The sequence below is a fragment of the Providencia sp. PROV080 genome, from assembly GCF_033688105.1.
Taxonomy (GTDB): Bacteria; Pseudomonadota; Gammaproteobacteria; order Enterobacterales; family Enterobacteriaceae; genus Providencia; species Providencia zhejiangensis.
Genome location: NZ_CP096346.1, coordinates 2,183,355 through 2,208,698 on the forward strand (window position 1 = coordinate 2,183,355; position 25,344 = coordinate 2,208,698).

Genomic DNA, 25,344 nt, shown 5'->3' on the forward strand with positions numbered 1-25,344 from the left:
ACGTAATAAATTAATCAATAACCATAATGATATAATGTGTTTTTAAATAAGAATAATTCTTGTTCCTCATGAAAAATAATGAAATGACATGAATAAAGATAATGAGATTGATTATTGTTAATCTTACGTAAAGTTATTAATTATCAGTAGATTATATTTTTATGTTTTATTATTGTTTTAGGGTTTTAATTATTTTTATTATATGCATAATAATGGAATTAATCTTAACAGCTAAGGAAAGAATATGTTAACAAATGATATGATCAATAAATTGAATGAGCAGTTAAATCTTGAGTTTTATTCTGCTAATTTATATTTACAAATGAGTGCATGGTGTAGCGATAAAGGCTTTGAAGGTGCTGCGGCGTTTTTAAAAGCGCATTCTCAAGAAGAAATGGAACATATGCAGCGTTTATTTGACTACTTAAGTGATACAGGTGCATTACCGAAGTTAGGTCAAATTGCAGCTCCACCGGTTGATTTCAAATCTATTGCTGATGTATTTACACAAACTTATCAGCACGAACAGCAGATTACAGCAGAAATTAATAAGTTGGCGCATTTAGCGATGACGACGCAAGATTATTCTACGTTTAATTTCTTACAGTGGTATGTTGCAGAGCAGCATGAAGAAGAGAAATTATTCAAATCCATTCTGGATAAACTGGATATGGTGGGTGAAAGTGGCAAAGCGCTATTCTTATTGGATAAAGATCTAAAAAATATGTCTGCCGCTGCACACGTTTAATATAAAACATCAATAGGCTTATGAATCGTAGTGATTAATTTCAACATTCATGAGCCTTTTTCTTTTCATTTTGTGTCAATAATCACACCTTAAACAGCTAAATCGATTTTTTTGGCGATAAAGCGTATTTCTTCCGTATAATGGTTGGCAATAAATCTAAATTCACCTGCAAATTAAGGGGTTACTATGCCAATCTATCAACTCAAATCATCGTGGCGCAAATTAAGTGCGGTTGCTGTATTGTTTTTAGGCATGTCATTTCAACAGGCATTTGCGCATGCGCATTTAAAAGATCAACTTCCAGCAGAGGGCGCTTCAGTAGAACAAGCTCCAGAGTCAATTACCCTAAACTTCTCTGAAGGTATTGAGATCAACTTTACTAAGGTAAAAGTGACGGGGCCTGATAATAGTGTAGTGAAAACAGGTAAACCGGCATTAGACCCAAGTAATGATACTAAGGTTATCGTACCTATCGAAAGCAACCTTGCGACCGGTAAGTATGATGTTAATTGGAGTGTTGTTTCTGTCGATGGACATAAAACAAAGGGTGAATATAGCTTTACTGTGAAATAATCATGTCTCTAGAGGCATTTTATACAGTCATACGCTTTTCCCATTTTGTCGCTGCGATGTTGATGTGTGGTATGTCAATATTCGCGGCTGTTCTCAGTGTTGGCGCTTTTCGTCAGGTTCTTCGTCAGCTCCTTAATCGTGCGATTATCTTTAGTGCAGTCATCACGGCACTTACTGCTTTTGCGTGGATGTCTGCTCAAGCTGGGTTAATGGGAGATGGCTGGGAAGATACACTTGATATTGATATTTGGAGGAGCGTTTTTAGTACAACATTCGGTCAAGTGTGGCGTTGGGAATTACTCTTTTCCTTAATGACGCTTGTCGTTGTTTTTATTCGTTCACAAAATCTTCGTTTATACCTGCTGTTAATACTTTCGATTATTCTACTCGGATTACATGCTCTTATTGGTCATGCAGCGATGCATGATGGTTTAATTGGGGGCCTACATCGTTTGAATCAATTCATTCATCTTATCAGCTCTGCCTATTGGTTTGGTGGTTTGTGGCCATTCCTGATTTGCATTCAATTTTTACGTGATAAAAATGAATTAGCTACAGGCTTAGATAAGCAAATATTTGTTAGTTTGATTCGTTTCTCACGTGCAGGACATGTTGCTGTGGTATTGGTATTAATGACAGGGGTCATGAGTTCGATAACATTATTGCCAAATTGGCCGTTAAGCTATTCTGGCTCAGAATATCAATCTTGGCTTTGGTTAAAAATTGGTTTAGTCGCGTTAATGGTCCTACTCGCCTTGATTAATCGTTATATACTGGTGCCGACGATCAAAAGAAAAGGGCGATTACAATATTTGATTGTTAATAGCTGGATTGAATTGTTGTTAGGAAGTGTGGCCATTTTGGCTGTCGCTATTTTTGCAACTTATCAGCCGGTATAATAATACGATAGTGAATTTGATGTTCTAACAAGGTAATTTTCATGAAACTGAAATTAGTGCTTTATTCTATGTTGTTGGTAAGTAGCACTTTTAGTGTGGCAGCTGTCCCTATCGAGACCGTGAGTAAAAAGCAATTTGGTGATGATTGGCCATTTACCCGTGAAGAGGTGATGCTAGAGTGCCGAGGCAATGGGGCACTTATTGTGATCAATCCAGCGACACTAATGCAATACCCACTTAATGATGTCGCGGATAGCCAGATGAAGAATAAAGAGATAAAAGCTCAACCAATTGATGTGCTATTAAAGCCCATTGATACACAGAAAACCACCGAAGAGCGTATTCAACCGCTTAAGTTAGCAGCAGAGAAGCTGTGCAAGAAAGCCTGATATTATATTTATAGTAAAATAATAAGTGCCGTAAATCGTAAGTATATTACTTATCATTTATGGCATTTTTTTTACCATTTATGCATTTAACCCCAGCTAAACTTGAAAGGTTACACTTATTTTTGATATAGAATTTACCTATCAATCAAATAGCTCGATATTCGAATATTAAGAAATAAATTGTGTTAATAATATGTAAAAAAATTGATAATTTATGTGGTAAGAGTGCGCTTAGCAAGCTAGTATTAAATTGTACTTTGTTACGTCTCAATGGCAATTTTTAGCGCACGGCTCTGCCAGAGCCATTTCCCAAGGCCCGGTAATCGGAATCTACCAGGCCTCTTTTTTTGCCTGTAACTTGCTGTTGATATGATAGCGACTTCATCAATTAAGCCACTCTCATCACCCAATGATGGTTATCTTTGTCATAGCGATGACGATATAACAATACGGGTTTTTCATTAATAAGCGCTGGAATACTGGTATTTTCATCCCAACCGTCTAGCTGCATGCAAAATTCGGTATCCGAATCACAAGGGATACTGAGAATATCACTTTTATGATCATGCATAACAGCATCGTTGATTTCATAGGAAGATATTTTCAAATTAACTATGCTCATTAGATTACCTCTCATAGGGTCTGTGACAATAGATTATCGACTTAACAAAACTAAGCATAGTATAAATGAAACCTATTTCCAAAATATTTTTTTGGTGGCGTTAAAGAAAAGGTGCAATATTGTTAAAATATGCACCTTTCTAGTGATTATTGTTTAGGGATAGATGTCCCCCAGTCTAACCAATCTTTTGGTGGTTCTAATTTTAGAATGAAATGCTGATCGGGCTTGGCTTTAGGGGCAAGAGGCACTGTCGGTGGGGTAGCTAAAGAAATGCCACCACGAACGAACTGTTTGAAAGTACCACTCTTAATCATGCCGCCAGTAAGGCCAAATGACATGTTATAGCCAGATGAGATCCAAAATTGGGTATTATCGCGGATCAGGTATTGGTATTCTTTTCCGATACGTGACGCAACATAGACGCGATCGGAAAGCTCTCCCAAATATAAACCAGTAACAGTTCCTATTTCCATTCCTCTAAATAGTAATGGTGTTCCCACTTGGATTGAGCCTACTTCACTTGCATCAAGTACAATAGTTAACCCATCCAAATAGCGGGAGTCGGTGATATTGGCAGTTTGTAGTTCAAATTGGTAACGATTTCTATTTCCTCTACCGGGTTCAGCGCTGATATAAGGTTGTAGAAGGGTATCAAGGTTATTGAAACCCGCAGGAGAAAGCTCGGGAGTGACGATAGCAAAGCGGCTACCGCTTTTGGTAAAGGCCTGAACATATTCAGGGTAGAGGATCGCGCGCGCATTCACCTCGCGATTGTTCGCTGACAATTTCAATGTGTCTATTTGCCCAATATCAATCCCTAAGTAGCGAATAGGCATTCCTTCTGACAATTTAGATGCATCAAAAGTGGTTAAAGTCACTACGCTACCGATAGCTTTTGCTGCGGTCTCTGTTGGGTAAAGAGTGTGTTGTCTTGTGCTATCAAGAGCTGCACTTTGAATATTATCAAAGCTAATTGCGCCTCGAATTGCCCGTGTCAATGGAGCCGCTTGTACGGTTAATCCGTTACTGTTTAATTTGACTTTTGCGCCACCTTCCGCCCAAAAGACACTCTTTTTGGTTAATAAATGGCGATACTGGCTAGAGATATGAATATTAATCGCAAAGCCTTCATTAGTCGGCTGGATTGAGACAATTTCACCGACCGTAAATTGACGGTAAAGCACGACAGAGCCTGCTTGAATGTCGGGAAGGGTCGTTGCGTTTAATGTGATAGTGGTCGTGGGTGATGAGCCGGTTATCCCCGCTTTTGCATTATCGTCGCTACGATATAACGGGAAAGTTTCAGGCAAGGTCTCTTTCCCTTTACCAACTAATAAGTGAATGCCGCCGTCTAACCACTCTTGAGGCGTGGCCCCTTGAAACTGAATTCCAGTTAATCCTAATTGAACATCAAGGCGGCTGTTCGCAACAAATTTAGTATCAGCAAGGATGAGGTGGCGATATTTATCTAAGATGGCAACTTGAAACATCACTTTGTCGTCAAGTAAGTTACGCTGTAACACCTTACCTACTTTAACGCCACGATAAACAATAGGTTGCCCTTCATTGACGCCATATGTCTCAGGCGACCATAAAGAGACAACTAAACTTTGTTTGTGTTGCTGCTCATCCTGTTTAAGTTCATCTTTGTTCGGATGTAAAACAAACTGCTGTCCTTCTTGTGCAGGCGCACTTTGAGAGGGAGAGTCAAACGCGATAGCACCATTGATGACAGCAGAAAGACTTTCCATTTTGACATTGACGCCCGAGTTCAGGTCAAAGCCGCCTTGGAAACCGGAGACATTCCAAAATTGGCTATTTTCTTTTACCAATTTGGTATAACGTTTTTCAATGACCGCCGCAATGGAAACACCTTTATCATCAGGTAAAATAGAATAATCAGAGATATAGCCCACAGGTACTTTTCGATAGTAAATGGGGGAGTTTTCATGCAAAGAGCCTAAATCTTTTGCCGTTAAATAGATCAGCAATTGCCCTTCTTCCGTTTGCAACTGAGGGGGAGAGTCTTGAGCGATAAAATTGTGTTGCTCTTCACCTGTACCGGGCTGCATTCCAATATAGTTCCCCCCAACCAAGGCATCTAACCCAGAAACGCCAGCTAAAGAAGCTTTGGGTGTGACCAGCCAAAATTTGGTACCTGCGGTAAGTGCAGGTTTCATATCTTTATTTATACTTGATTTAACAATGATTTTTTTCATGTCTTGGCTAACCGTGACGGATTGAACTAATCCAACCTCAACCCCCTGATAGCGAATGGGGGTTCTCCCAGCAACCACCCCCGGCGCTGAAGAAAATTCAATGGTCACCTCTGTACCTTGCTCTAACCAGTGTTGGAAGAGCAACCAACCTGCGATGAAGACCGCCACAAGCGGTAAAAGCCAAAATGGTGAGATACGCGCTCGTTTGCGTAAAATGGCTTCTTGCTCAGCAGGTTCATTTTGTTGATTGTGATTTTGCATAAGAGTCCCAAATTAAACGACTATCAAGCCACTCGACAGCGAGTATAGTTAAAATAACAGCAACACCGAAAAACAATGCGGCAGGGCCCATAGTAAAAGACATCAATTGATCGCGATTGATGAGTGTCATCATGAGTGCAATAACAAATAAATCCAACATTGACCAACGACCAATCCATGATACGAATTTCAGTAACTTCATTCTCAGCACAGGGTCAGTACCACTTCTATGTTGGATTGAAAATAGCAGTAGAATCATGATCAGTATTTTAATAAATGGCACCAATATGCTCGCGATGAAAACAATGGCTGCAATGGGCCAATTTCCTGAATCAATGAGTGAAACAACGCCAGAGTATATGGTGTCCTCCATTCGTTGCCCATTAATGTAGACAACGGAAATCGGCATTAAGTTAGCAGGAAACAGTAGGATCATCGCAGCAATCAGTGCGGCCCATGTTTTTTGCAAACTATAAGGTTCTCGATGATGTAACGGGCGATGGCAGCGTTGGCACACTCCGCGTTGGTTTGCAGGTGCCGTAAAATGACAGGCTTGGCAAGTTAAGGCATGAGGATCATCAGCTTGCTCACGTTTAGGATAAAATGTCCGCCAAAGTTGTTCGATATTGAGATGAATTAATATCAATAGGCTAATAAGGGTCATTGTGATAAAAGCAATTAGCCCATTACCGATAAATACACTTGCGTAATCTTGCAGTTTAATCGCCGCGATACCGACGCCAATGAGATAGACATCTAGCATTACCCACTCTTTTAAACGGCTCAAGACCAGCAAAACGGGGCGTAAATTTAAGGAAAAGTATTTTCCGATATAGAGATAGATAAGTGCTATTGGCAAAAACAAGGGGGCCACAATCGCACAAAAAGCAATAATACTCGCTGATAGGGGATCCCCTTGATGGTTAATCAGGCTAATCCCTTCAATGACATTGGCGTAAATTTGCGTACCGAGCAAATGAATCGAAATAAGGGGTTGCCAAAATGCAATAGGAGCTAACATCAATAATGTAATCGAAAGAATAAACAAGCGCTTTAATGACCAAGAGCGCCCATCATCTAACTGACTATGGCACCGTGGGCATACGACAACTTGGCGCGCATTATGCGGTGGAATAGATAATTTAAGATTGCAATAGCAGCAATGTTGCGAAATTATATCACTATGATTAATGTGGTTCATTATATTGCTCGTTGGTTTTAGCTGCGCGTGTAATCTAGTGTAAAAAAATTTACGATTTAGTGACAACTTGCTAACCTACAGGTTGCACGAAATGTTAAATTTATTGCATCATTTTATTATTACAAGAAAATTTTATGGATAAAAACAAGTATTATCACGAACTTTCAGATAATTTGTCTGCTCTTTTAGCAGGAGAATATGATCTAATTGCTAGTTTAGCGAATACATGTGCACTGTTGTATGAACGATTAGAGGGGATTAATTGGGTTGGTTTTTACCTCAAAAATGGGCAAGAATTAGTTCTAGGTCCTTTTCAAGGAAAAATAGCTTGTGTCAGAATACCGTTTGGCAAAGGTGTTTGTGGTACGGCATATAGCCAAAATAAAATACAGCGTGTCGATGATGTGCATTCTTTTCCAGGTCATATTGCCTGTGATGCAGCAAGTAACGCTGAAATTGTGCTTCCTTTGGAAGTTAATGGTCAAGTTTTAGGCGTGTTGGATATTGATAGTCCGAATTTCAACCAATTTGACCAAGATGATGAAAATGGTTTAAAACACCTTGTAAGTCAGTTGTGCCAACATCTGGCAATGTGTTCAATGCCTAATTATCACTAAATATTCGTGTGTTAACTTAATAGGAACGTGGCAATTGTCTGCAACGCTATTATAATGTCGGCTTGTTCATGCCCGTGCTGGTTGGCAAAATCGTTGTTATCAGGAAATTTCATGGAAAATCAACCTAAGTTGAATAGTAGTAAAGAAGTTATCGCATTTTTAGCTGAGCGTTTTCCACGCTGTTTTATCGCTGAAGGCGAAGCACGTCCGTTAAAAGTCGGAATTTTTCAGGATATCGTAGGTCGTTTAACTGAAGAAGATGGTATTAGTAAAACGCAATTGCGTTCAGCATTGCGTATGTATACCTCTAGCTGGCGTTATCTCTACGGTGTTAAAGAAGGCGCTAAACGCGTTGACTTAGATGGTAATGATTGTGGTGAATTAGAGGCGGAGCATATTACTCATGCACGTCAACAATTGACTGAGGCAAAAGCTCGAGTTCAAGCGCAACGTGCAGAGCAAAAAGCGCAAAAACGACCCGCTGCCAAAAAATCAGGTGATAAAAACACCCGTAAGCCGGTAACTGCAAAAGAAAATGCACCGCGCCATCGTCAGTCAGAAAATAAAGAACGCCCACAAAACTCCTCGACTAAACCTCAGCGCCGTAGCGGTGCAGCATCTCCAGAACAAAAACTGAAATCAGTGACTGATATTAACGCACTTCAAGTCGGTCAGACTTTGAAAGTGAAAGTTGGTACTAGTCTGATGGAAGCGTCTGTGCTGGAAATTGCAAAAGACGGTGTCAGAGTTCAGTTGCCAACAGGAATGGCAATGATTGTGCGCGCGGAACATTTAAAGTTCTGATACGGAGGTCAATCAGGGCATGAACAAACTTTTAAAAATTGCATTAGTTGTTAGTGTTGCCACTTTTGGTAGTGCAATTGCTAATCCTCAAGCAGTGACTCCGGTCACTGCTGCTCAGTTACCTGTTTTAAAACAGGACACTCAGCATGGCACCGTCAGTGAAAGGGTAACGTCTCGATTTACTCGTTCACATTATCGCCAGTTTGATTTGGATGAAGCATTCTCCGGTAAAATATTTGATCGTTATCTGAATATGTTGGATTACGGTCATAATGTTCTGCTTCAGTCTGATATTGATGAGTATGCAAAAGACAAAGCGAAAGTCGGTGAATGGCTTGAAGATGGAAAACTGGATAAGTTCTATGACCTGTACAACCTTTCGCAAAAAAGACGTTTTGAACGTTTTGAATATGCGCTAGCGCGTCTTGATCAGCCAATGAATTTTGATGCCACAGACTCAATTGAAGTCGACCGTAGCAAGATGCCTTGGCCAAAAGACAAACAAGAATTAGATAAACTTTGGGATCAAAAAGTTAGGTATGACTGGCTGAACCTGAAGCTATCGGGCAAAGACGATAAAGAGATCAAAGAAAAACTAACTAAACGCTATAATTTTGCGCTAAGACGTTTAACACAAGGGCAAAGTGAGGATGTTTTTCAGTTGATCGTGAATGCATTTGCTCGAGAAATCGATCCTCATACCAGTTACCTTTCTCCTCGTAATACTGAGCAATTTAACTCTGAAATGAGTTTGTCGCTTGAAGGTATTGGGGCTGTATTACAGCAAGACGATGAGAATACAGTGATTAATTCTTTAGTTGCCGGTGGCCCAGCCGCGAAAAGCAAAGAGTTAAAAGTCGGCGATAAGATTATTGGTGTCGGTCAGACGGGTAAACCCATGGTGGATGTTGTTGGCTGGCGTCTTGATGATGTGGTGGCTTTGATTAAAGGGCCGAAAGGCAGCAAAGTTCGCTTAGAAGTGCTATCCGACACGAAAGGGGCTAAACCGCATATCGTGACTATTGTTCGCGAACAAATCCGCTTGGAAGATAGAGCGGTTAAGCTAACAATTAAAAATGTGGGTAAAGAGAAAGTTGCCGTTTTAGATATTCCTGGTTTCTATGTTGGTTTGACCAATGATGTGAAGACTCAACTGCAAAAAATGGCCAAGGATAATGTGTCTGCACTGATTATTGATTTGCGTGGTAATGGTGGCGGCGCATTAACCGAAGCCGTAGCGTTATCCGGTTTATTTATTCCTAAAGGGCCTATTGTTCAGGTTCGTGATAATAATGGTCAGGTTCGTCAAGATATCGATGATGATGATGTCATTTATTACAAAGGGCCGTTGGTCGTGCTCGTCGACCGTTTTAGTGCTTCAGCATCAGAAATTTTTGCGGCGGCAATGCAAGATTATGGACGTGCTTTGATTGTCGGTGAACCGACTTTTGGTAAAGGTACAGTACAACAACACCGTAGTTTAAGCCGTGTTTATGATCAAATGCTAAAACCTGAATGGCCAGCACTGGGTTCTGTCCAATATACTATCCAGAAATTCTACCGTGTGAATGGTGGGAGTACGCAACGTAAAGGGGTAACACCTGATATTGTTATGCCAACAGGGCAAGATCCTGCTGAAACAGGTGAGAGCTTTGAAGACAATGCGCTACCATGGGATAGTATTCCGCCTGCTAATTACAGCAAGGTAGGGGATATTACTGAGGATGTGTCTGAACTCAAAACGAAACACTTAGCGCGTATTAGCAAAGATACGGAGTTCAAGTATATCGATGAAGACATTGCGCATTATAAAGCGAATAAAGAGAGTAAAAATCTTATCTCGCTGAATTATGCCCAGCGTTTGAAGGAAGATAATGAGCTTGAAGCCACTAAACTGAAACGTATAAATGAACGTTATGCAAAAGAGGGTAAACCATTGTTGAAGTCTATCGATGATTTACCTAAAGATTACGAAGGGCCAGACCCATATTTAGACGAAACAGTTAAAATTGCGATTGATCTTGCTCATCCTGAGACCAGTCTATTAACCAATAAAAAATAAATTGGTTATACAATAGATTATAGTTAGGGCCAGCAAAAGCTGGCCTTTTTTATGATGTGTGTAAAGTTATGTTAATTTTTGGTTTTTTCTTGTTAAGCCACTTGAAAAAGTATGAAAAAACCTTATTTATACAGTAAATTCTTCGTGATATTTATTTTTACCAAGGAAACAAAAAATATGATGCGAATAGCCTTATTCTTACTCACAAACTTAGCAGTTATGTTTGTGTTTGGGATAATCTTAACCTTGACGGGTGTTAAAGGAAGCAGTGTTCAAGGTCTGATGATCATGGCGGGCCTGTTTGGTTTCGGTGGTGCGTTTATTTCGTTATTAATGTCAAAATGGATGGCGCTTAAGTCCGTTGGTGGCGAAGTTATTGAATCACCACGTAATGAAACTGAGCAATGGTTGATGAATACGGTGAGCCGTCAGGCACAGCAAGTCGGTATTCAAATGCCACAAGTTGCTATTTATCATGCTCCTGATATTAATGCATTTGCAACAGGTGCTCGCCGTGACGCATCGCTGGTAGCGGTAAGCACTGGGTTGTTAGAAAATATGAGCCGTGATGAAGCAGAGGCTGTTATTGCGCATGAGATCAGCCATATTGCTAATGGTGACATGGTCACAATGACGTTGTTACAAGGTGTTGTAAACACGTTTGTTATCTTTATTTCACGTATTATCGCTCAGTTTGTTTCTGGTTTTATGTCGAGCAACGATGAAGAAAGTGAAAGCAGTAATGGTAACCCAATGGTTTACTTTGCTGTCTCGATGGTATTAGAAATCGTATTCGGTATTTTAGCGAGTATTATCACCATGTGGTTCTCGCGCTATCGTGAATTCCATGCGGATGCAGGCTCTGCAAAACTCGTTGGTAAAGAAAAAATGATTGCGGCATTACAGCGTTTGAAAACGAGCTATGAGCCACAAGAAGAAGGGCGTTTAATGGCATTCTGTATTAATGGCCGTGGTAAAGCATTCAATGAACTGTTCCTGTCACACCCTCCATTGGATAAACGTATTGAAGCACTACGTTCAGGTGAATACTTAAAATAGTCGAAGAGTCGCAATGATATAATTGATGCTCCAAATTAGACAGAAGCCCGCGTTGAATTAATCACCGCGGGCTTTTTATTTGAAAATAAAAAATTAGTTACGGGCATTAATTTAATATAAATCAAAATAGTGTATTCTCTAAGTGAAATAGCGTAGTTTTTCTTAGGCTGTAAATCGATGAATAGTCTATGATGGATACGGGTAATAGGCCAATAGGCTTTAATAGTGAATGAGTTATAAGGATAGAAAATGGATATACTTGTGAAAACGCTGGTATTTGGTAATGAATTTGCGACAGTTGAAAACCCAGCTCGTTTAGTGCCATTTAAATTTGAAATCTATCAATCTCCAAATGGTTTTTATCACCGTATGTATAAAGAAGTTGGTATGTCTGGTGCCAATTTAGGGCAAAATTTTAAAGTATGGGCCTTTGAAGAACAAAGGGCACAGGATAATAAAACTGCCGACATGACATTAGAGAGCTATATTCAGCATTGCCAAGATATTTATGATGGGAAAGTAAAAGCCTAATTTTAAGCAAAAAAAGCCCCCTTCATAGGGATCTGAAGGGGGAGCTAAATGAATAAAGAATGGTTTAATTCGAGATCAAAGATAAGCGATTTCAATAAATGATATTTAGTTATTTGTGCAGTTTTAAGTGTAATTGAAAAATTAACGCCCTTAAATAGCACTAATCGTTAAAATAATCTATTGGCGATAACCTGCTTTTATTTGATCTAATGTATTTCGATAAATTTCAGCTTGTTTTTCATCTTCCATTGATGCAATTTCACGCTCCATTTTAATTAAAATTTTACCTGCATCTGCTTGACCAATTGCTTTTAACATATGAGCCAGCAGATTTTTAATACAAGTCACTTCTGCCGCGAGTTCATTAACATCAGGCTGAGTAGGAAAATGTGTTTTCATCAAAAAGCGTCCTTTTAAGAAAGATAAATTTGCTAATATTCTATCATAGAAAGTTTATCCAATGTGCCATCAATGAATGGCTTAATATGAATTATTCAAATTAAGAAGAGATAATTTACGTCATCGCGCTGTACGAAAATTTAAGGAGTGCCAATTATGTTAACGATAGAAGAAAAACAGTGGCTAGCAGAACAGTTTCCAATATTCGTACAACCAAGACCAGAACAAAGTCATAAAGGCACTTTTGGAACGCTAAATATTATAGGTGGCTGTGTTGGTATGACGGGAGCTTGTGTATTGGCAGGGGTCGCTGCGCTTAAAAGTGGTTGTGGTAAAGTCATCATTGGGTTGAATCAGCAGCCACAGGCATTACACTTAGTGGAACAGGCTCCTGAGTTGATGTTACGCCAAGCGAGTCATGTTATGGATGGTGAAACCCCAACGGCTTGGGTCATAGGGTGTGGCTTAGGGACTGCTCACGAGGCGAAAATGTTGCTAGACGGTTCTTTACGTCTTATAGCGCAAAATCAGCGCGTTTTAATCGATGCTGACGGTCTCAATCTATTGGCACAGCGCCCTGAAGCTGTAAAACTCTCGTCAGAAACAGTCATCACACCACACCCTAAAGAAGCGTCTAAACTACTACAAACAACGGTCGCACAAATCCAATTAGATAGGCATTTTTCTGCGCAACAGCTCAGTCAACGATTCGGTTGTTGGGTGGTGTTGAAAGGACACCATACGATCATTGCAGCTCCGGATAATCAAACATGGTGTAATGAAACGGGGAACAGTGGTTTAGCGACAGCAGGTAGCGGTGATGTATTATCAGGAATTATTGGTAGCTTACTGGCACAAAAGCTGCCAATAGAACAAGCCGTACGGGCAGGCGTTTGGTTACATGGTAAAGCCGCAGATGTATTGGTACAAAAAGGTATCGGTCCTATTGGCCTAACCGCTCACGAAATTATTGATGAGGCTAGAACGATAAGAAATAGAGCCATTATTTATTGATGGTTTGATATTGAGCGGCTTTAACTGCGGTGAAAAAATGTGATACAATTCACACAAAATCGATTGCTTCTTATTATGTCAGCGAAGCAATATCAAATTTCAGCTAACTCATGACTTCTGGTTTTTAACCAATCACTTTGTGATTGGGGGATGAGTATTTGCTGATACCAACAAAGGCGTAAGCAAGACAATGACACAGGTTTCTAGAAAAACAGCTTGGATCCGAGTTGTGGCACTAGCAGTCGCCGCATTTGTTTTCAATACTACAGAATTTGTTCCCGTCGCATTATTGAGTGATATAGCTGCAAGTTTTGATATGACAGTTGCGCATACAGGGCTAATGATCACTATTTATGCTTGGGTAGTCGCAATAATGTCATTACCCTTGATGCTACTAACCAGTAAGATTGAACGTCGCAAGTTATTAGCATTACTGTTTATTGTGTTTGTGCTTAGCCATATTCTTTCCGGTTTTGCTTGGAATTTCGATGTATTAATCATTGCTCGGGTTGGGATCGCTCTATCACATGCGGTGTTTTGGTCAATTACCGCGTCTTTGGCAATCCGTGTCGCACCAGCAGGTAAAAAAGCGCAAGCATTAGGCTTACTCGCAACCGGTACGGCATTAGCGACAGTTTTAGGACTGCCAATTGGCCGTGTGATTGGACAATTATTAGGTTGGCGAGTCACTTTCTTATGTATCGGTGCTATCGCATTGTTGACGATGATTGCGCTAATTCGCTTCTTACCTAGGTTACCAAGCGAACATTCAGGCTCATTAAAAAGTTTACCTGTGATTTTTAAACGTCCTGCATTAGTGGGGTTATTTGCATTAACCGTTATCGTTGTGACGGCACACTTTGCCGCTTACAGCTATATTGAGCCATTTGTTCGTGAAATAGCACAACAAAGTCAGAATTTTGCAACGTTATTGCTTCTTATTTTTGGTGCAGCAGGCATTGTCGGCAGTGTGATATTTAGTCGTTACAGTCATAAATATACATTATCCTTTTTACCAATTGCGATAGCGGTATTAACAATTAGCTTATTATTATTAATGCCAGTGAGTGGCCACGTTAGCTGGCTGGTTCTATTAAGCCTATTCTGGGGAATTGCAATCATGTGTGTAGGCCTAGGTATGCAGGTCAAAGTGATTGATTTAGCGCCTGATGCAACAGATTTAGCGATGGCAATTTACTCTGGGATCTTTAACATTGGCATCGGTGGTGGCGCCTTATTAGGTAATCAAATTATTGTTCATATGGGAATGACGAATATTGGTTATGTAGGGGCCATATTTGGATTGATTTCATTGGTGTGGTGCATTTTTATTTTTAGGCGTTATAAAGGCTCATTTAACGAACAGCTGCAAGCATCCACTGCGTTACACTAAATTTCCGACGAAAAAGTGAAAAAGCCATAATAGAATTATTTCTATTGTGGCTTTTTTTATGTGAGGGTGCGTTACAGGGATCGCGAACTATGCTAAATTCGCTACTATTTTAATAAGTTCAAAGAGTAAGGATGAGCGGATGAAAGGGCTAGGTTTTTTATTGATGTCTATTATCGCAGAGGTGATAGCAACAACGACATTAAAAGCATCCGATGGTTTTAGTCGTTTTTGGCCGTCCTTGATTGTGGTGATTGGCTATGCCGTTTCTTTTTGGGGGCTATCACAGGTTGTTAAGTTAATACCTTTAGGGATCGCATATGCCATTTGGTCGGGTTTAGGTATCGTATTGGTGTCTATCGCGGCGATATTTATTTATCAGCAGAAGCTCGATTTACCAGCAATTATTGGTATGCTATTAATTATCGTTGGTGTGTTGGTCATTAATCTGTTTTCTAAAAGCAGTGTTCACTGATTCAGGGAGCAGAAATCATCATAAGCGGAGTATAGAATGAATAGAAAAATCAGTAACCTGCTTAATTCTACTTTTGTTAAAGGTTTACTAGGTAGCACAATACTTATTTTAGCGGGGTGTTCTAGCTCAGATTCGATGAATACAGTGCAAGTCGATCGCTCGGCATCCCAATATGCACAACAAGTGGTTAATTTAGGACCTAAAGCCCAAGAGGCCTGTGTTTCAGCGGGTGGACTACCTTCACTTAACTTAGAACTGGATGGTGCTCAGACGGCGGTGTGTCAATTTGCCAATGGGAAGCGTTGTGCTGCCGATGTCATATTGACGGGTAGCTGTATTTAATAAAATTATTCAGTAGAACCCATCATTAACAGGTGGGTTTATGGTTTGTATTGCAGTTTCAATAAATATTGGCTTCTTTTTATGTTGCATAACCCGCCTGATATCAAACCCAGTATTCAACAGATTTCCATCATACTTTTGGGTTTTAAACTGGGGCCGATGTTTATTCAAACGTTGGCGATACAGATAAAAAAGTGAAGAAGCGATTCAAAAACGTAGCTTGTCAGGAGATAAAATGACCCCCGATAGTGTTTATCGGGAGCCTTAACCGTAAAATAATCAATATCCTTAATTGATGATGGTTTCGATATTATGCTTTTTTGTGTGAAGGGAAAAATTGGCTGATTGTGACGATAATAGCAACTAGCAGGTAAGCGCCATAAACACCAATTAGCCATTGTGGCATATCTAGCCCTAAGAAATCCCACTGTTTAACAGCACAGTCACCAGTTGCTTCGAAAATAGCTGGCGCCCATTCATTCAATGGTAACCATTCAGGGAAATTGACAAAAAAGTCACATGATGCGAACGGGGATGGATAGAGTTGTAGCATAGTGTGTTCCCATGCAAGCTCTAAGCCACGCCATGCCGCGTAAATCCAAATAATGATAGCGACCCAACGTAAAATCACATTACGTGGCGCAATAGCCCCGACTAAGCCCGCAATCATAATCCCAAACAATGCAACGCGCTCATAGATACACATAACACAGGGTTGTAGCTTCATAATGTGTTGAAAATAGAGCGCTGCGCATTCCAACATAAACGCAATAAAGGCCATTAACAGCCAAGCGCCTCGTCCTTGCGAGCAGTAGTTAAAGAATCTGAACATACTTTACTTCCCTAAATTAATGATGCGCACATTTTGCCCCTATCGACACAACAAAAAAAGATGTTAGAGACTATTTATGTGATTTTAGATAAGGATTTACCTAATATTACAAATCAAACCACTCTAGCAGGTATTTCAGAGCAATGGTGACGGGATATCAATGAGAAGAATGATAAAGGCCACCCATAATGTGTCATCTGCGTGGCCTTTATGCGTTTCGGTGATGACGAAACTAAGGTAGGCTAATCCAGCCTAAGCTTTCTAGCCAATGTGTCATTGGTATCAGCCAAAACTCGACGCCTAATAAACCAACGACTGTCATTACAATGGTGTAAGGTAAGGCCATCCATACCATGCGCCCATAGGAAAGACGGATCAGTGGCGATAGTGCCGAAGTGAGTAGAAACAGAAAAGCTGCTTGCCCATTCGGTGTCGCAACAGAAGGGAGGTTAGTACCTGTATTGATAGCGACGGCCAATAACTCGTATTGATGATGGGAGATTAAGCCTTCATTGGCGGCTTTTAATGCTTCCGTAATGTATACCGTACCGACGAACACGTTATCTGAAACAGCAGAAAGTAAACCATTGAACAGATAAAACAGTGATAGTTGCGATGATTCAGATGACTGTAAAACAAACTGAATAAAGGGGGTAAACAGTTGTTGGTCAATGATGACAGCAACAATAGAGAAAAAGACTGTCAGTAAGGCAGTAAAGGGTAATGCTTCCTCAAAAGCTTTACCTAACGCGTGCTCTTCTGTAATACCACAAAATGCAGTTGCCAAAACGATGACAGATAAGCCTATAAGCCCGACCTCCGCGAGGTGGAAAGCAAGGGCGACGATCAGCCAAATACCAATCAAACCTTGGACTATGAGCTGCGCTTTTTCTTTTTGGGTGCGTTTAGCGCTATTCTTTTTGTCATTATTAGTCAGCACTTGGCGAACCGGCTCCGGTAACTCAGCACCATAGCCAAATAATTTAAATTTTTCGACTAAAAAGCAAACCATGAGTCCACAGGCAAAGACTGGTAGGGTAACCGGTGCCATTCGTAAGAAGAAGGTCACGAAATCCCAATCTGCATGTTTAGCGATGATAAGGTTTTGTGGCTCCCCAACCATCGTCATCACGCCACCTAAAGCAGTACCGATACCGGCATGCATCATTAGGCTGCGTAAGAAAGCCCTAAATTGTTCAAGGGTTTGCTTTTTCTCTGCGGTATCAATGAAGCTATCGTTTTGTATATCAGTATGACTATGCTGACTAGATGCATATTGATGATAAATAGAGTAAAAGCCAACCGAAACACTAATGACAACCGCAATCACCGTCAGCGCATCTAAAAAAGCAGATAAGAATGCGCTAGCTAAGCAAAAGGCCAAGGACAATGTGCGTTTAGAGCGCACATTCAGTAACAGTTTGGTGAAGACAAACAGCAATAGCTGCTTCATAAAATAGATACCAGCGACCATAAAGATCAGCAGCAGTATGACTTCCAAATTGTTACTGATCTCATGAGAGATCTGTTTAGGCGTTGTCATGCCAATAAGGACCGCTTCGATAGCCAGAAGGCCCCCAGGCTGTAGCGGATAACATTTGAGTGCCATTGCCAAGGTGAAGATAAACTCGATGACGAGTAGCCACCCGGCGATGAACGGGTTAACGAAATAAAATACCAGTGGATTGATAACCAGAAATATTATTATTGCGAGCTTATACCAATCAGGTGAGTTCCCTAGAAAATTTTTCAAAAAAGCTCTTTTTAAACTAAAATCCATTATGTGCAGTTTTCCTCTTACTGGGTGTATTGTACAGTAAATTCACATACTACTCTTATCTTTCACATAAATTAAGTCTAATCAGTAATAGATAATATATTAATTATATGAGGGTCTTATGATTGGTTTCATTGTTTATGTGTGGTCTAACTATCTCAATTTACGACAATCTGGTATGATTTCTACAATAATCCGTCTGAAAATGTTTGGAATAATAAAAATATGGTCATAAAAGCTCAAAGTCCTGCAGGTTTTGCGGAAGAGTATATTATTGAAAGTATCTGGAATAATCGCTTTCCACCAGGGTCGATTTTGCCTGCAGAACGTGAACTATCGGAGCTGATTGGTGTGACTCGTACAACGCTCCGAGAAGTGTTACAGCGTTTAGCTCGTGATGGTTGGTTGACTATTCAGCATGGTAAGCCAACAAAAGTAAACAATTACTGGGAGACATCGGGTCTAAATATTTTAGAAACCTTGGCTCGACTCGATCATGACCGTGTGCCGCAGCTTATCGATAATTTATTGGCGGTAAGAACGAATATTGCGGCTATTTTTATCCGCACTGCATTTCGTCAAAATCCTGAAAAGTCTCTGGAAGTCTTGTCTGAACGTGAAAAAGTCGAAGACAACTCAGATGCCTTTAGCGCCTTGGACTACAATATTTTCCGAGGATTGGCGTTTGCGTCTGGAAACCCTATTTATGGTTTAATTATCAATGGGTTGAAAGGGCTTTATACCCGCGTTGGGCGTTATTATTTCTCGAATCCAGAAGCGAGACGTCTTGCGCTTAATTTTTATCAGCAGCTAGCCAATTTATGCCGCGAGCAAGCGTATGAACGTATCATGGAATGTGTTAGGAATTATGGTAAAGAGAGTGGGATGATTTGGCACAGTATGCAAGGCAATATGCCTAATGATCTCGCCAATAGCCGATAATTTTAACGGAGCGCACCTCAATTGCCTTCTTTAATCTAACATCTGTTTGTCATCACTAAGGCCAGTTTGGTTTATTTAACCGACTGGCTTTTTTATTTTGTGTCCTAAGTCACTAAATTTTCGTCAATTCTAAAAACTGCGCAATAACAAAGGTATTATTCACACTAAGTAATATGATTAGAGTAATAATCTGTCATGCTGTGGTAAATTAAAATATATTAAAAGTTGTCCTTCCAAAATAAAATCCCAACAAGACAGTGTAAAACTCTAAATTAAACCACGAGTGAGCAACTGTCCAGACCGCGGAAAATACATATTTTATTGTTTTTATTGCTTATATTTAATTTTGCAAAATTTCGCCAATAGAATTTAAAACCAAAGTGTAAAGTATTTGTAATGAAATTTGAATTAATTATCTGAATTGTTAAAAATGTTAATCAACCATATTGGAAAATAAATTATAGAATATTATTCTAACTAAAAATATTTCATGCTACATGGCAGGGGGAATAATGAAAGTTTTAGTATTAGGTGCAGGTGTCATCGGTGTTACGACAGCTTGGTATTTAGCACGAGAAGGGCATGAAGTGACTGTGCTAGATAGACAAATGGATGTCGCCGAAGAAACGAGTGCAGGTAATGCAGGGCAAATTTCCCCTGGTTATGCCACTCCATGGGGAGCGCCCGGTATTCCCCTTAAAGCAGTGAAATGGATGTTTGAAAAACACGCCCCTCTCGCAATTCGGCCAGATGGAACATTGTTTCAATTACGTTGGATGTGGCAAATGTTAAAAAATTGCGATATTCAGCATTATGCAATGAATAAAAGCCGTATGGTCAGAATTGCTGAGTATAGCCGTGACTGCATTCGTCAATTACGTGCTGATACAGGCATTACTTATGAAGGACGTGAAGGCGGTACATTGCAGCTATTTAGGACTGAAAAACAGTTTGATAATGCAGCAAATGATATTGCTGTTTTACAGCAAGAAGGGGTGCCATACGAGTTATTAACGGCAAATGAGTTAGTGAAAGCCGAACCAGCCCTAGACTATGTGAAACATAAATTGACAGGTGGATTGCGTTTACCGAACGATGAAACGGGTGACTGCCAGCAATTTACCAAAAAACTCGCCAAAATGGCTCAAGATTTAGGCGTGAAATTTCGATTTGGTTGTCACATTGAACAAATTCTGACTGAGGGAAATAAAGTCAGTGGCATACGTTGTGAAGGCGAAATATTGCAGGCCGATCGTTATATCGTGGCAATGGGCTCGTATTCAACATCGTTATTACATAATTTAGTAAAAATCCCAGTTTATCCTTTGAAAGGCTACTCTTTGACTATGCCTATCATTGACATTCAACGTGCACCAACATCAACGGTATTGGATGAAACATACAAAATAGCCGTGACACGCTTTGATGATCGTATCCGTGTCGGTGGTATGGCTGAGGTTGTTGGATTCAATTTGAATGTATTAAAAAAACGCTGTGAAACCTTAAAGATGGTGGTGCAAGATCTTTATCAGGGCGGTGGGGATATTTCTCAAGCCACATTTTGGACTGGATTAAGACCAATGACACCAGATGGTACGCCGATTGTTGGTCCGACGGCTTATAGCAATTTATATTTAAATACTGGGCACGGGACATTAGGCTGGACGATGGCATGTGGCTCGGGCAAGCTATTGGCTGATTTGATTTCTGGCAATAAACCCGATATTGCATCGGACGATTTATCCGTATTCAGATATATAGATGGATTTAATACCAAATTAATTCCAAACGGTGATTTATCGCCTGCGCGTTGAGCAATTGGCTGGAAATACATTCGGATAGCATAAAAAGAAGGAAACACGATGCCTCGCCCAATTAGTGCAGTCATTCACCTGCAAAATTTTACCCATAACTTATCCATTGTGCGTCAGCATGTTGGACAAGCGAAAATATGGTCAGTCATGAAGGCAGATGCCTATGGGCACAGTATTCAACGAGTCTGGCATGCGTTAGCCGCATCAGATGGTTTTGCCATTTTAGATTTGGATGAGGCTATTTTGTTACGTGAGCAGGGTTGGCAAGGCCCAATTTTATTGTTAGAGGGGTTTTTCCAACCTGACGATCTACAGCTGATAGACCAATATCAGTTGACAACGGCACTGCATAGCCATTGGCAATTAGATGCGCTAGAAAATGCAACGGTTAACTCTGCAATACCCGTATATGTCAAATTGAATAGTGGTATGAATCGCCTTGGTTTTAGACCTGAAGAGTATGCAGCGGTACTGCACCGACTCTCTGCAATCAATAATGTGGCTTCGGTGACATTGATGACTCACTTTGCTAACTCAGATACGTTGACAGGAACAGACAAACCACACCAAATCATTAAGTCGTTTATTGATGAGAGTCTACCTGTGTGTATTGCTAATTCAGGTGCCACGTTATGGCATCCAGATACGCATTATGACTGGGTACGTTCTGGCGTCATTCTGTACGGCGCATCACCAAGTGGTTGTTGGCAAGATATTGCTGATAAGGATCTGCGCGCAACGATGACGTTGCAATCACAAATTATTGCAACGCATGATATCGCTAAGGGTGAATCAATTGGTTATGGCAGTAAGTTTACGGCGACTCATCCAATGAAAATTGCGACAGTCGCATGTGGTTACGCGGATGGTTATCCTCGTCATGCGCCAACAGGCACACCCACTTGGTTAAATGGAATGCGTTGCCCAATATTAGGGGCTATTTCGATGGATATGTTGACTATCGATATTAGTGACTGTCCTGAGGCCAAGATTGGTGATCGAGTGGAACTGTGGGGGAAAAATTTACCCATTGATGATGTTGCACAGGCAGCAGGCACTATTGGCTATGAATTGATGTGCGCATTGGCTAAAAGGGTGCCAGTGAAATATGAAAATTAGAATAATTGCATAAACTATTATTAGACATAGCTATAAATTTAGCTAAAAATGTGATCATCTCTACTAGCATTTTGGCTAAGGTGTGCATCAAGGTATGATGCACACTATTGTTCAATTATCTAATATTTCAGGTTTTATATGTCTAAAACAATTAAATTAACATCACTTGCTGTTGCACTAGGTTTCTTATCTTCCGCTGCGGTAGCAGGCACTTGGTCTGTAGGTGGTTCGGTTTTAGCACAATCAACACCGTATAAAGGCATAAAAACAAAAGATTATGTTACACCAGTTCCCATTGTTAATTATGAAGGGGAAAATTTTTACTTTCATACCTTAGCGGTAGGTTACTATTTGTGGAATGATCAAGTTGACCAATTATCCCTTGACGCTTATTACTATCCACAATTTTTTAAACCAAAAGACAATGATGATCGCGATATGCGTGAACTGGATCGTCGCAGAGACACGGTCATGGGCGGTCTGACCTACAAGCACAGAGCGGATTGGGGAACGATCAGAACCATCGCTTCAGGGGATATGTTAGGCATCAGTAATGGTTTACGTGCGGAAGTTGCTTATCTGTATGGTTTCCATGGCGATAAATGGTCTTTGGTGCCAGGTGTTGGTATCAAATGGGATAGCAAAAACCAAAACCGCTATGAATATGGGGTCTCCTCAAAAGAGTCACAAAATAGTGGTTTAGCTCGTTACCACCCAGGTGATAGCTGGACGCCATATGTGGAGCTATCAGGTAACTATAAATTTACTGAAAACTGGAGTGCATTCGCCATGGGGCGTGTTGACCGTTTACCAAATGAGGTGAAAGATAGCCCAATGGTTAACAAATCTGTTTCTGCAATTGTTTGGAGTGGTGTGACCTACACATTCTAACGGCTGAATAGAAATGCCTAAAAAGCCCCAGACGTGCGATATGCTTGAAGTGTTCCCCAGTAATGGATAGTCTAACTATTGGGGGGCACTTCAAAATCTGGGCTTATTTAAGAGAGATAAGTGAATATCAGCTAACAACTTCCATGATCCAGAGACCACGACGTTTGTCAGTTTCAAGGTCGCTATAACCAGTCATATTACCCTTACGCTCAAGAACCTGAGCCTTACTGGTGCGCACTTCGGAGTCTTTCCAGAAAACAACAGTGTCTCCAATTTTAGTGCCAGAATGCTCGACAGCTTTTTTAAGACCAATAGCCCAAACTTTAGAGAGGGCTAAAGTGACTGATAACGTAAGCAGGGGGTAAATCAAACGTAATAACAGGGGTAACCGTACACGTTCGCTGGAGCCTACACAAAACACCCCCATGCGCAACTCACAAACGACCCTGATTATATGTATGAAGAAGGTTGGCGGTGTTCTTTTAAGTGGTGGTATCCCGCCAATTAATTTACCTGTAGATGTTGGAGATGCCACAAAGCAATATGGTCTCTCTATTGACGTTTATGATGTCACATCTAGAAATTGCACTACTCATACGATAAATGCATTAAAAGCTGGTGGGACTGAAATTTTCAAAAAAAACCTATCTCTTTCCGACTCTATACCGGGAATAATTCAATATTTTGACTCAGGTCAGGAATCTATTGTTGTCCCATTGACGTTGGAAGAGTATATGGTAGGGAAGAAGCATGATCTTTCATCATTGGTGGTAGTTGAAGTGACTGATTTATTCAAAGAGCAATATCTTAATTTTGAAAATATTACGCCAATTGAAAAAAGCAAAAAAATGCTACTTCACGAGACGGCAACTACAGCAGCCTCATTGCTGGGGCATTTAACTGATATCTCTGCCGAAGGGTTGAATGGTGCCATTGGAGAGTGGTTTTATAAAAGGAATGGGCAATGAAAGCTAAATGTTTCTTAAAATGGTTTTTGACGCTTTGTGTCGTAGTGGTAAATACTATTGTATTATTATTTATGAGCTTCGGCATGGCCCTTAATGATAAATATCTATCGCAGCAGCCTTGGGAAAGTGAAAGAACAGTAAGCCAACTAAAAGCTGAGTTGGAAATAGTGACAGATACAAGCGCTTCAATCCTTATTGTAGCAATTTTCTCTCTACCTGTTTGCTTAGCAATAGTATTAGGCATACACAAAGCACTTAAGTGACACCTTATTCCGCCCGAAGCATTTAACAAGTAGTTAAAGCCCTGTCAGAAATGACAGGGCAAAATAAATATAATTACTAGTTAAATAGTCCTACAACAATCCATCCATTGATAAATCATGTATGTTGAGTCTTGCCCTTTCCCCGTGGGGTAGCGATACATATTACCTTGCCACTGATATGGAGATTCTCCGACTTCAGTGGGTCACTTCATCTTTTGGGGCTTTATTTTATGTATTACTCTTGCGGTTTATTGTCTCGTGTCATCATCACTAAGGAAAGGCGAGCAGGGTGCTGACTTTCGCTTTTCATTGGCTGATTAATGCGTGCTGTTTCGACACAGACCATCTGTTTATAACCATTATTTGGCATATCTTGCATGCTGCATGATAATTCAGCCCATGGATTCCAGCACACGACATCAGAATTATGATAATGATGGATTTCAATAGTGCGTGACCAGCAATCATCTCTGACCAAGCTATACTCTTCTGGCTCAGAATAAATTCTGTCAGTATGAGCGGTTATTTTTAGGGGTTTATCTGCATAGACTTCACGGTCACTCACCTTATCAAAATAATGACCACCTAGGCCATAGACCGTCGTTTTATGGATATCACCAACGTTGAGGTAAGTGTGCATGGCGGCCGTAGTGTCAAAATCACCATAGCTTTCTAACTCTAATTCACAGGTTTCACCGAGTTTCATACGTAATATGAGGGTAAACTCATGTGGCCAGAGTTTACGGGTATAGTCGTTATCGGTGAGGGTAAAGGTGAGGATCACACCATCTTCGTGTTCATTATGTGCAGTAAACTGCCACGGTAAAATCCGTGCAAAACCATGGCTAGGGCTGCCAGCAGGACCAAACCAAGGCCAACAAATAGGAATACCACCGCGAATAGCGGTGCCTGCTTTGAATGCACTTTCACTGCTGAGCCAGATACACGGTTTTTGACCATGAGGTTGCCAATCAATTAGTTGAGCACCTTGAATGCTAACAGCACCACGTACTTTAGGGTGAGAAATAATAATTAAGGGCAGTTCACCCAACTGACGTTGGCTAATGTAGGCTGAAAGTTGCTTAATAACGGGTAAAGCAAAGAGTGTATCATGCATAATTATTTGCCTGTAT

27 protein-coding genes are annotated in these 25,344 nt (G+C 40.4%); 19 read left to right on the top strand and 8 right to left on the bottom strand.

Features of this window, described 5'->3' with window-relative positions; translation table 11 throughout:
• The first annotated feature begins 244 nt into the window (after positions 1 to 244).
• The 4 genes from ftnA (at position 245) to M1F03_RS09565 (ending at position 2,609) form a co-directional block, all read left to right on the top strand.
• The gene (gene ftnA, locus M1F03_RS09550) at positions 245 to 748 is read left to right on the top strand and encodes a non-heme ferritin (protein WP_154622384.1); all 504 of its coding nucleotides are present in this window, start codon (positions 245 to 247) and stop codon (positions 746 to 748) included.
• Between the two features lie 186 nt (positions 749 to 934).
• Positions 935 to 1,321 (top strand): copper homeostasis periplasmic binding protein CopC, encoded by a 387-nt coding sequence (gene copC / locus M1F03_RS09555; protein ID WP_154622385.1) that lies wholly within the window; start codon positions 935 to 937, stop codon positions 1,319 to 1,321.
• A gap of 2 nt (positions 1,322 to 1,323) precedes the next feature.
• Positions 1,324 to 2,220, top strand: coding sequence for a copper homeostasis membrane protein CopD (gene copD, locus M1F03_RS09560; RefSeq protein WP_251464090.1), 897 nt, complete (start codon positions 1,324 to 1,326; stop codon positions 2,218 to 2,220).
• 41 nt (positions 2,221 to 2,261) lie between these two features.
• Positions 2,262 to 2,609: a YebY family protein gene (locus M1F03_RS09565; RefSeq protein WP_251464091.1), complete on the top strand. Its 348-nt coding sequence runs from the start codon at positions 2,262 to 2,264 to the stop codon at positions 2,607 to 2,609.
• Positions 2,610 to 2,997: 388 nt separating this feature from the next.
• On the opposite strand, the gene M1F03_RS09570 is transcribed toward M1F03_RS09565, so the two are convergent.
• The 3 genes from M1F03_RS09570 to yebS all read right to left on the bottom strand — a co-directional run bounded on the left by M1F03_RS09570 (position 2,998) and on the right by yebS (position 6,912).
• Positions 2,998 to 3,231, bottom strand: coding sequence for a DUF1480 family protein (locus M1F03_RS09570; RefSeq protein ID WP_154623811.1), 234 nt, complete (start codon positions 3,229 to 3,231; stop codon positions 2,998 to 3,000).
• Positions 3,232 to 3,377: 146 nt separating this feature from the next.
• Positions 3,378 to 5,711 (bottom strand): PqiB family protein, encoded by a 2,334-nt coding sequence (locus tag M1F03_RS09575; RefSeq protein ID WP_154623812.1) that lies wholly within the window; start codon positions 5,709 to 5,711, stop codon positions 3,378 to 3,380.
• On the bottom strand, positions 5,686 to 6,912 hold the full coding sequence (gene yebS / locus M1F03_RS09580) for a membrane integrity lipid transport subunit YebS (protein ID WP_196713140.1): 1,227 nt from the start codon (positions 6,910 to 6,912) through the stop codon (positions 5,686 to 5,688). The genes M1F03_RS09575 and yebS overlap by 26 nt, the downstream gene beginning before the upstream one ends.
• 134 nt (positions 6,913 to 7,046) lie before the next feature.
• On the opposite strand from yebS, the gene M1F03_RS09585 reads away from it, so the two are divergent.
• The 5 genes from M1F03_RS09585 (at position 7,047) to M1F03_RS09605 (ending at position 11,985) form a co-directional block, all read left to right on the top strand.
• Positions 7,047 to 7,529: a GAF domain-containing protein gene (locus M1F03_RS09585; protein ID WP_154623814.1), complete on the top strand. Its 483-nt coding sequence runs from the start codon at positions 7,047 to 7,049 to the stop codon at positions 7,527 to 7,529.
• A 111-nt stretch (positions 7,530 to 7,640) separates the two neighbouring features.
• A complete protein-coding gene (proQ, locus tag M1F03_RS09590) occupies positions 7,641 to 8,333 on the top strand; it encodes an RNA chaperone ProQ (RefSeq protein ID WP_154623815.1) in 693 nt (230 codons plus the stop codon).
• A gap of 19 nt (positions 8,334 to 8,352) precedes the next feature.
• Positions 8,353 to 10,395 carry a carboxy terminal-processing peptidase gene (gene prc, locus M1F03_RS09595; RefSeq protein WP_154635698.1) on the top strand — a complete coding sequence of 681 codons (2,043 nt, stop codon included), beginning with the start codon at positions 8,353 to 8,355 and terminating at the stop codon, positions 10,393 to 10,395.
• A gap of 177 nt (positions 10,396 to 10,572) precedes the next feature.
• Entirely contained in the window at positions 10,573 to 11,454 is an 882-nt protein-coding gene (htpX, locus tag M1F03_RS09600) for a protease HtpX (protein WP_154623633.1), read from the top strand.
• Between the two features lie 249 nt (positions 11,455 to 11,703).
• Positions 11,704 to 11,985, top strand: a complete 282-nt coding sequence (locus tag M1F03_RS09605) for a hypothetical protein (protein ID WP_154623634.1) — start codon at positions 11,704 to 11,706, stop codon at positions 11,983 to 11,985.
• Between the two features lie 177 nt (positions 11,986 to 12,162).
• Here M1F03_RS09605 and M1F03_RS09610 read toward each other — a convergent pair whose 3' ends face one another.
• Positions 12,163 to 12,384 carry a DUF2594 family protein gene (locus tag M1F03_RS09610; RefSeq protein WP_154623635.1) on the bottom strand — a complete coding sequence of 74 codons (222 nt, stop codon included), beginning with the start codon at positions 12,382 to 12,384 and terminating at the stop codon, positions 12,163 to 12,165.
• A 156-nt stretch (positions 12,385 to 12,540) separates the two neighbouring features.
• Here M1F03_RS09610 and M1F03_RS09615 point away from each other — a divergent pair, with 156 nt between their 5' ends.
• The 4 genes from M1F03_RS09615 to M1F03_RS09630 all read left to right on the top strand — a co-directional run bounded on the left by M1F03_RS09615 (position 12,541) and on the right by M1F03_RS09630 (position 15,605).
• Positions 12,541 to 13,398, top strand: a complete 858-nt coding sequence (locus tag M1F03_RS09615; RefSeq protein ID WP_154623636.1) for an NAD(P)H-hydrate dehydratase — start codon at positions 12,541 to 12,543, stop codon at positions 13,396 to 13,398.
• Between the two features lie 190 nt (positions 13,399 to 13,588).
• Entirely contained in the window at positions 13,589 to 14,791 is a 1,203-nt protein-coding gene (locus M1F03_RS09620) for a sugar transporter (protein ID WP_154623637.1), read from the top strand.
• 139 nt (positions 14,792 to 14,930) lie between these two features.
• On the top strand, positions 14,931 to 15,263 hold the full coding sequence (locus M1F03_RS09625) for an SMR family transporter (protein WP_154623638.1): 333 nt from the start codon (positions 14,931 to 14,933) through the stop codon (positions 15,261 to 15,263).
• 36 nt (positions 15,264 to 15,299) lie between these two features.
• Positions 15,300 to 15,605 carry a DUF333 domain-containing protein gene (locus tag M1F03_RS09630; RefSeq protein WP_163861509.1) on the top strand — a complete coding sequence of 102 codons (306 nt, stop codon included), beginning with the start codon at positions 15,300 to 15,302 and terminating at the stop codon, positions 15,603 to 15,605.
• A gap of 310 nt (positions 15,606 to 15,915) precedes the next feature.
• On the opposite strand, the gene dsbB is transcribed toward M1F03_RS09630, so the two are convergent.
• Together dsbB and nhaB are read right to left on the bottom strand one after the other, a co-directional pair.
• Entirely contained in the window at positions 15,916 to 16,437 is a 522-nt protein-coding gene (gene dsbB / locus M1F03_RS09635; protein WP_154623640.1) for a disulfide bond formation protein DsbB, read from the bottom strand.
• 232 nt (positions 16,438 to 16,669) lie between these two features.
• A complete protein-coding gene (gene nhaB, locus M1F03_RS09640) occupies positions 16,670 to 18,217 on the bottom strand; it encodes a sodium/proton antiporter NhaB (protein ID WP_154623641.1) in 1,548 nt (515 codons plus the stop codon).
• A gap of 222 nt (positions 18,218 to 18,439) precedes the next feature.
• Between nhaB and fadR the strand changes: the two genes are divergently transcribed.
• The 4 genes from fadR to M1F03_RS09660 all read left to right on the top strand — a co-directional run bounded on the left by fadR (position 18,440) and on the right by M1F03_RS09660 (position 22,980).
• The gene (gene fadR / locus M1F03_RS09645; protein WP_154621783.1) at positions 18,440 to 19,156 is read left to right on the top strand and encodes a fatty acid metabolism transcriptional regulator FadR; all 717 of its coding nucleotides are present in this window, start codon (positions 18,440 to 18,442) and stop codon (positions 19,154 to 19,156) included.
• Between the two features lie 512 nt (positions 19,157 to 19,668).
• Positions 19,669 to 20,970: a D-amino acid dehydrogenase gene (locus tag M1F03_RS09650; protein ID WP_244316419.1), complete on the top strand. Its 1,302-nt coding sequence runs from the start codon at positions 19,669 to 19,671 to the stop codon at positions 20,968 to 20,970.
• Between the two features lie 48 nt (positions 20,971 to 21,018).
• On the top strand, positions 21,019 to 22,089 hold the full coding sequence (gene alr / locus M1F03_RS09655; protein ID WP_251464093.1) for an alanine racemase: 1,071 nt from the start codon (positions 21,019 to 21,021) through the stop codon (positions 22,087 to 22,089).
• 138 nt (positions 22,090 to 22,227) lie between these two features.
• Positions 22,228 to 22,980, top strand: coding sequence for a MipA/OmpV family protein (locus M1F03_RS09660; protein ID WP_251464094.1), 753 nt, complete (start codon positions 22,228 to 22,230; stop codon positions 22,978 to 22,980).
• Positions 22,981 to 23,107: 127 nt separating this feature from the next.
• Here M1F03_RS09660 and M1F03_RS09665 read toward each other — a convergent pair whose 3' ends face one another.
• Positions 23,108 to 23,407: a hypothetical protein gene (locus M1F03_RS09665; protein ID WP_251464095.1), complete on the bottom strand. Its 300-nt coding sequence runs from the start codon at positions 23,405 to 23,407 to the stop codon at positions 23,108 to 23,110.
• 31 nt (positions 23,408 to 23,438) lie between these two features.
• Here M1F03_RS09665 and M1F03_RS09670 point away from each other — a divergent pair, with 31 nt between their 5' ends.
• Together M1F03_RS09670 and M1F03_RS09675 are read left to right on the top strand one after the other, a co-directional pair.
• Positions 23,439 to 23,948 carry a hypothetical protein gene (locus tag M1F03_RS09670; RefSeq protein WP_251464096.1) on the top strand — a complete coding sequence of 170 codons (510 nt, stop codon included), beginning with the start codon at positions 23,439 to 23,441 and terminating at the stop codon, positions 23,946 to 23,948.
• Positions 23,945 to 24,211, top strand: coding sequence for a hypothetical protein (locus M1F03_RS09675; protein WP_251464097.1), 267 nt, complete (start codon positions 23,945 to 23,947; stop codon positions 24,209 to 24,211). The genes M1F03_RS09670 and M1F03_RS09675 overlap by 4 nt, the downstream gene beginning before the upstream one ends.
• A gap of 235 nt (positions 24,212 to 24,446) precedes the next feature.
• On the opposite strand, the gene M1F03_RS09680 is transcribed toward M1F03_RS09675, so the two are convergent.
• The gene (locus M1F03_RS09680; RefSeq protein WP_154621949.1) at positions 24,447 to 25,328 is read right to left on the bottom strand and encodes a D-hexose-6-phosphate mutarotase; all 882 of its coding nucleotides are present in this window, start codon (positions 25,326 to 25,328) and stop codon (positions 24,447 to 24,449) included.
• Between the last annotated feature and the right edge of the window lie 16 nt (positions 25,329 to 25,344).

Coding starts and splice junctions, on each gene's coding strand:
- yebS (WP_196713140.1), bottom strand. CDS start 6,912: ATGAACCACATTAATCATAGTGATATAATTTCGCAACATTGCTGCTAT.
- M1F03_RS09625 (WP_154623638.1), top strand. CDS start 14,931: ATGAAAGGGCTAGGTTTTTTATTGATGTCTATTATCGCAGAGGTGATA.
- M1F03_RS09630 (WP_163861509.1), top strand. CDS start 15,300: ATGAATAGAAAAATCAGTAACCTGCTTAATTCTACTTTTGTTAAAGGT.
- M1F03_RS09605 (WP_154623634.1), top strand. CDS start 11,704: ATGGATATACTTGTGAAAACGCTGGTATTTGGTAATGAATTTGCGACA.
- M1F03_RS09680 (WP_154621949.1), bottom strand. CDS start 25,328: ATGCATGATACACTCTTTGCTTTACCCGTTATTAAGCAACTTTCAGCC.
- M1F03_RS09650 (WP_244316419.1), top strand. CDS start 19,669: ATGAAAGTTTTAGTATTAGGTGCAGGTGTCATCGGTGTTACGACAGCT.
- M1F03_RS09565 (WP_251464091.1), top strand. CDS start 2,262: ATGAAACTGAAATTAGTGCTTTATTCTATGTTGTTGGTAAGTAGCACT.
- copD (WP_251464090.1), top strand. CDS start 1,324: ATGTCTCTAGAGGCATTTTATACAGTCATACGCTTTTCCCATTTTGTC.
- htpX (WP_154623633.1), top strand. CDS start 10,573: ATGATGCGAATAGCCTTATTCTTACTCACAAACTTAGCAGTTATGTTT.
- alr (WP_251464093.1), top strand. CDS start 21,019: ATGCCTCGCCCAATTAGTGCAGTCATTCACCTGCAAAATTTTACCCAT.
- M1F03_RS09620 (WP_154623637.1), top strand. CDS start 13,589: ATGACACAGGTTTCTAGAAAAACAGCTTGGATCCGAGTTGTGGCACTA.
- M1F03_RS09585 (WP_154623814.1), top strand. CDS start 7,047: ATGGATAAAAACAAGTATTATCACGAACTTTCAGATAATTTGTCTGCT.
- proQ (WP_154623815.1), top strand. CDS start 7,641: ATGGAAAATCAACCTAAGTTGAATAGTAGTAAAGAAGTTATCGCATTT.
- M1F03_RS09675 (WP_251464097.1), top strand. CDS start 23,945: ATGAAAGCTAAATGTTTCTTAAAATGGTTTTTGACGCTTTGTGTCGTA.
- prc (WP_154635698.1), top strand. CDS start 8,353: ATGAACAAACTTTTAAAAATTGCATTAGTTGTTAGTGTTGCCACTTTT.
- fadR (WP_154621783.1), top strand. CDS start 18,440: ATGGTCATAAAAGCTCAAAGTCCTGCAGGTTTTGCGGAAGAGTATATT.
- nhaB (WP_154623641.1), bottom strand. CDS start 18,217: ATGGATTTTAGTTTAAAAAGAGCTTTTTTGAAAAATTTTCTAGGGAAC.
- M1F03_RS09610 (WP_154623635.1), bottom strand. CDS start 12,384: ATGAAAACACATTTTCCTACTCAGCCTGATGTTAATGAACTCGCGGCA.
- M1F03_RS09660 (WP_251464094.1), top strand. CDS start 22,228: ATGTCTAAAACAATTAAATTAACATCACTTGCTGTTGCACTAGGTTTC.
- M1F03_RS09615 (WP_154623636.1), top strand. CDS start 12,541: ATGTTAACGATAGAAGAAAAACAGTGGCTAGCAGAACAGTTTCCAATA.
- M1F03_RS09665 (WP_251464095.1), bottom strand. CDS start 23,407: ATGGGGGTGTTTTGTGTAGGCTCCAGCGAACGTGTACGGTTACCCCTG.
- ftnA (WP_154622384.1), top strand. CDS start 245: ATGTTAACAAATGATATGATCAATAAATTGAATGAGCAGTTAAATCTT.
- M1F03_RS09570 (WP_154623811.1), bottom strand. CDS start 3,231: ATGAGCATAGTTAATTTGAAAATATCTTCCTATGAAATCAACGATGCT.
- M1F03_RS09670 (WP_251464096.1), top strand. CDS start 23,439: ATGAAGAAGGTTGGCGGTGTTCTTTTAAGTGGTGGTATCCCGCCAATT.
- copC (WP_154622385.1), top strand. CDS start 935: ATGCCAATCTATCAACTCAAATCATCGTGGCGCAAATTAAGTGCGGTT.
- M1F03_RS09575 (WP_154623812.1), bottom strand. CDS start 5,711: ATGCAAAATCACAATCAACAAAATGAACCTGCTGAGCAAGAAGCCATT.
- dsbB (WP_154623640.1), bottom strand. CDS start 16,437: ATGTTCAGATTCTTTAACTACTGCTCGCAAGGACGAGGCGCTTGGCTG.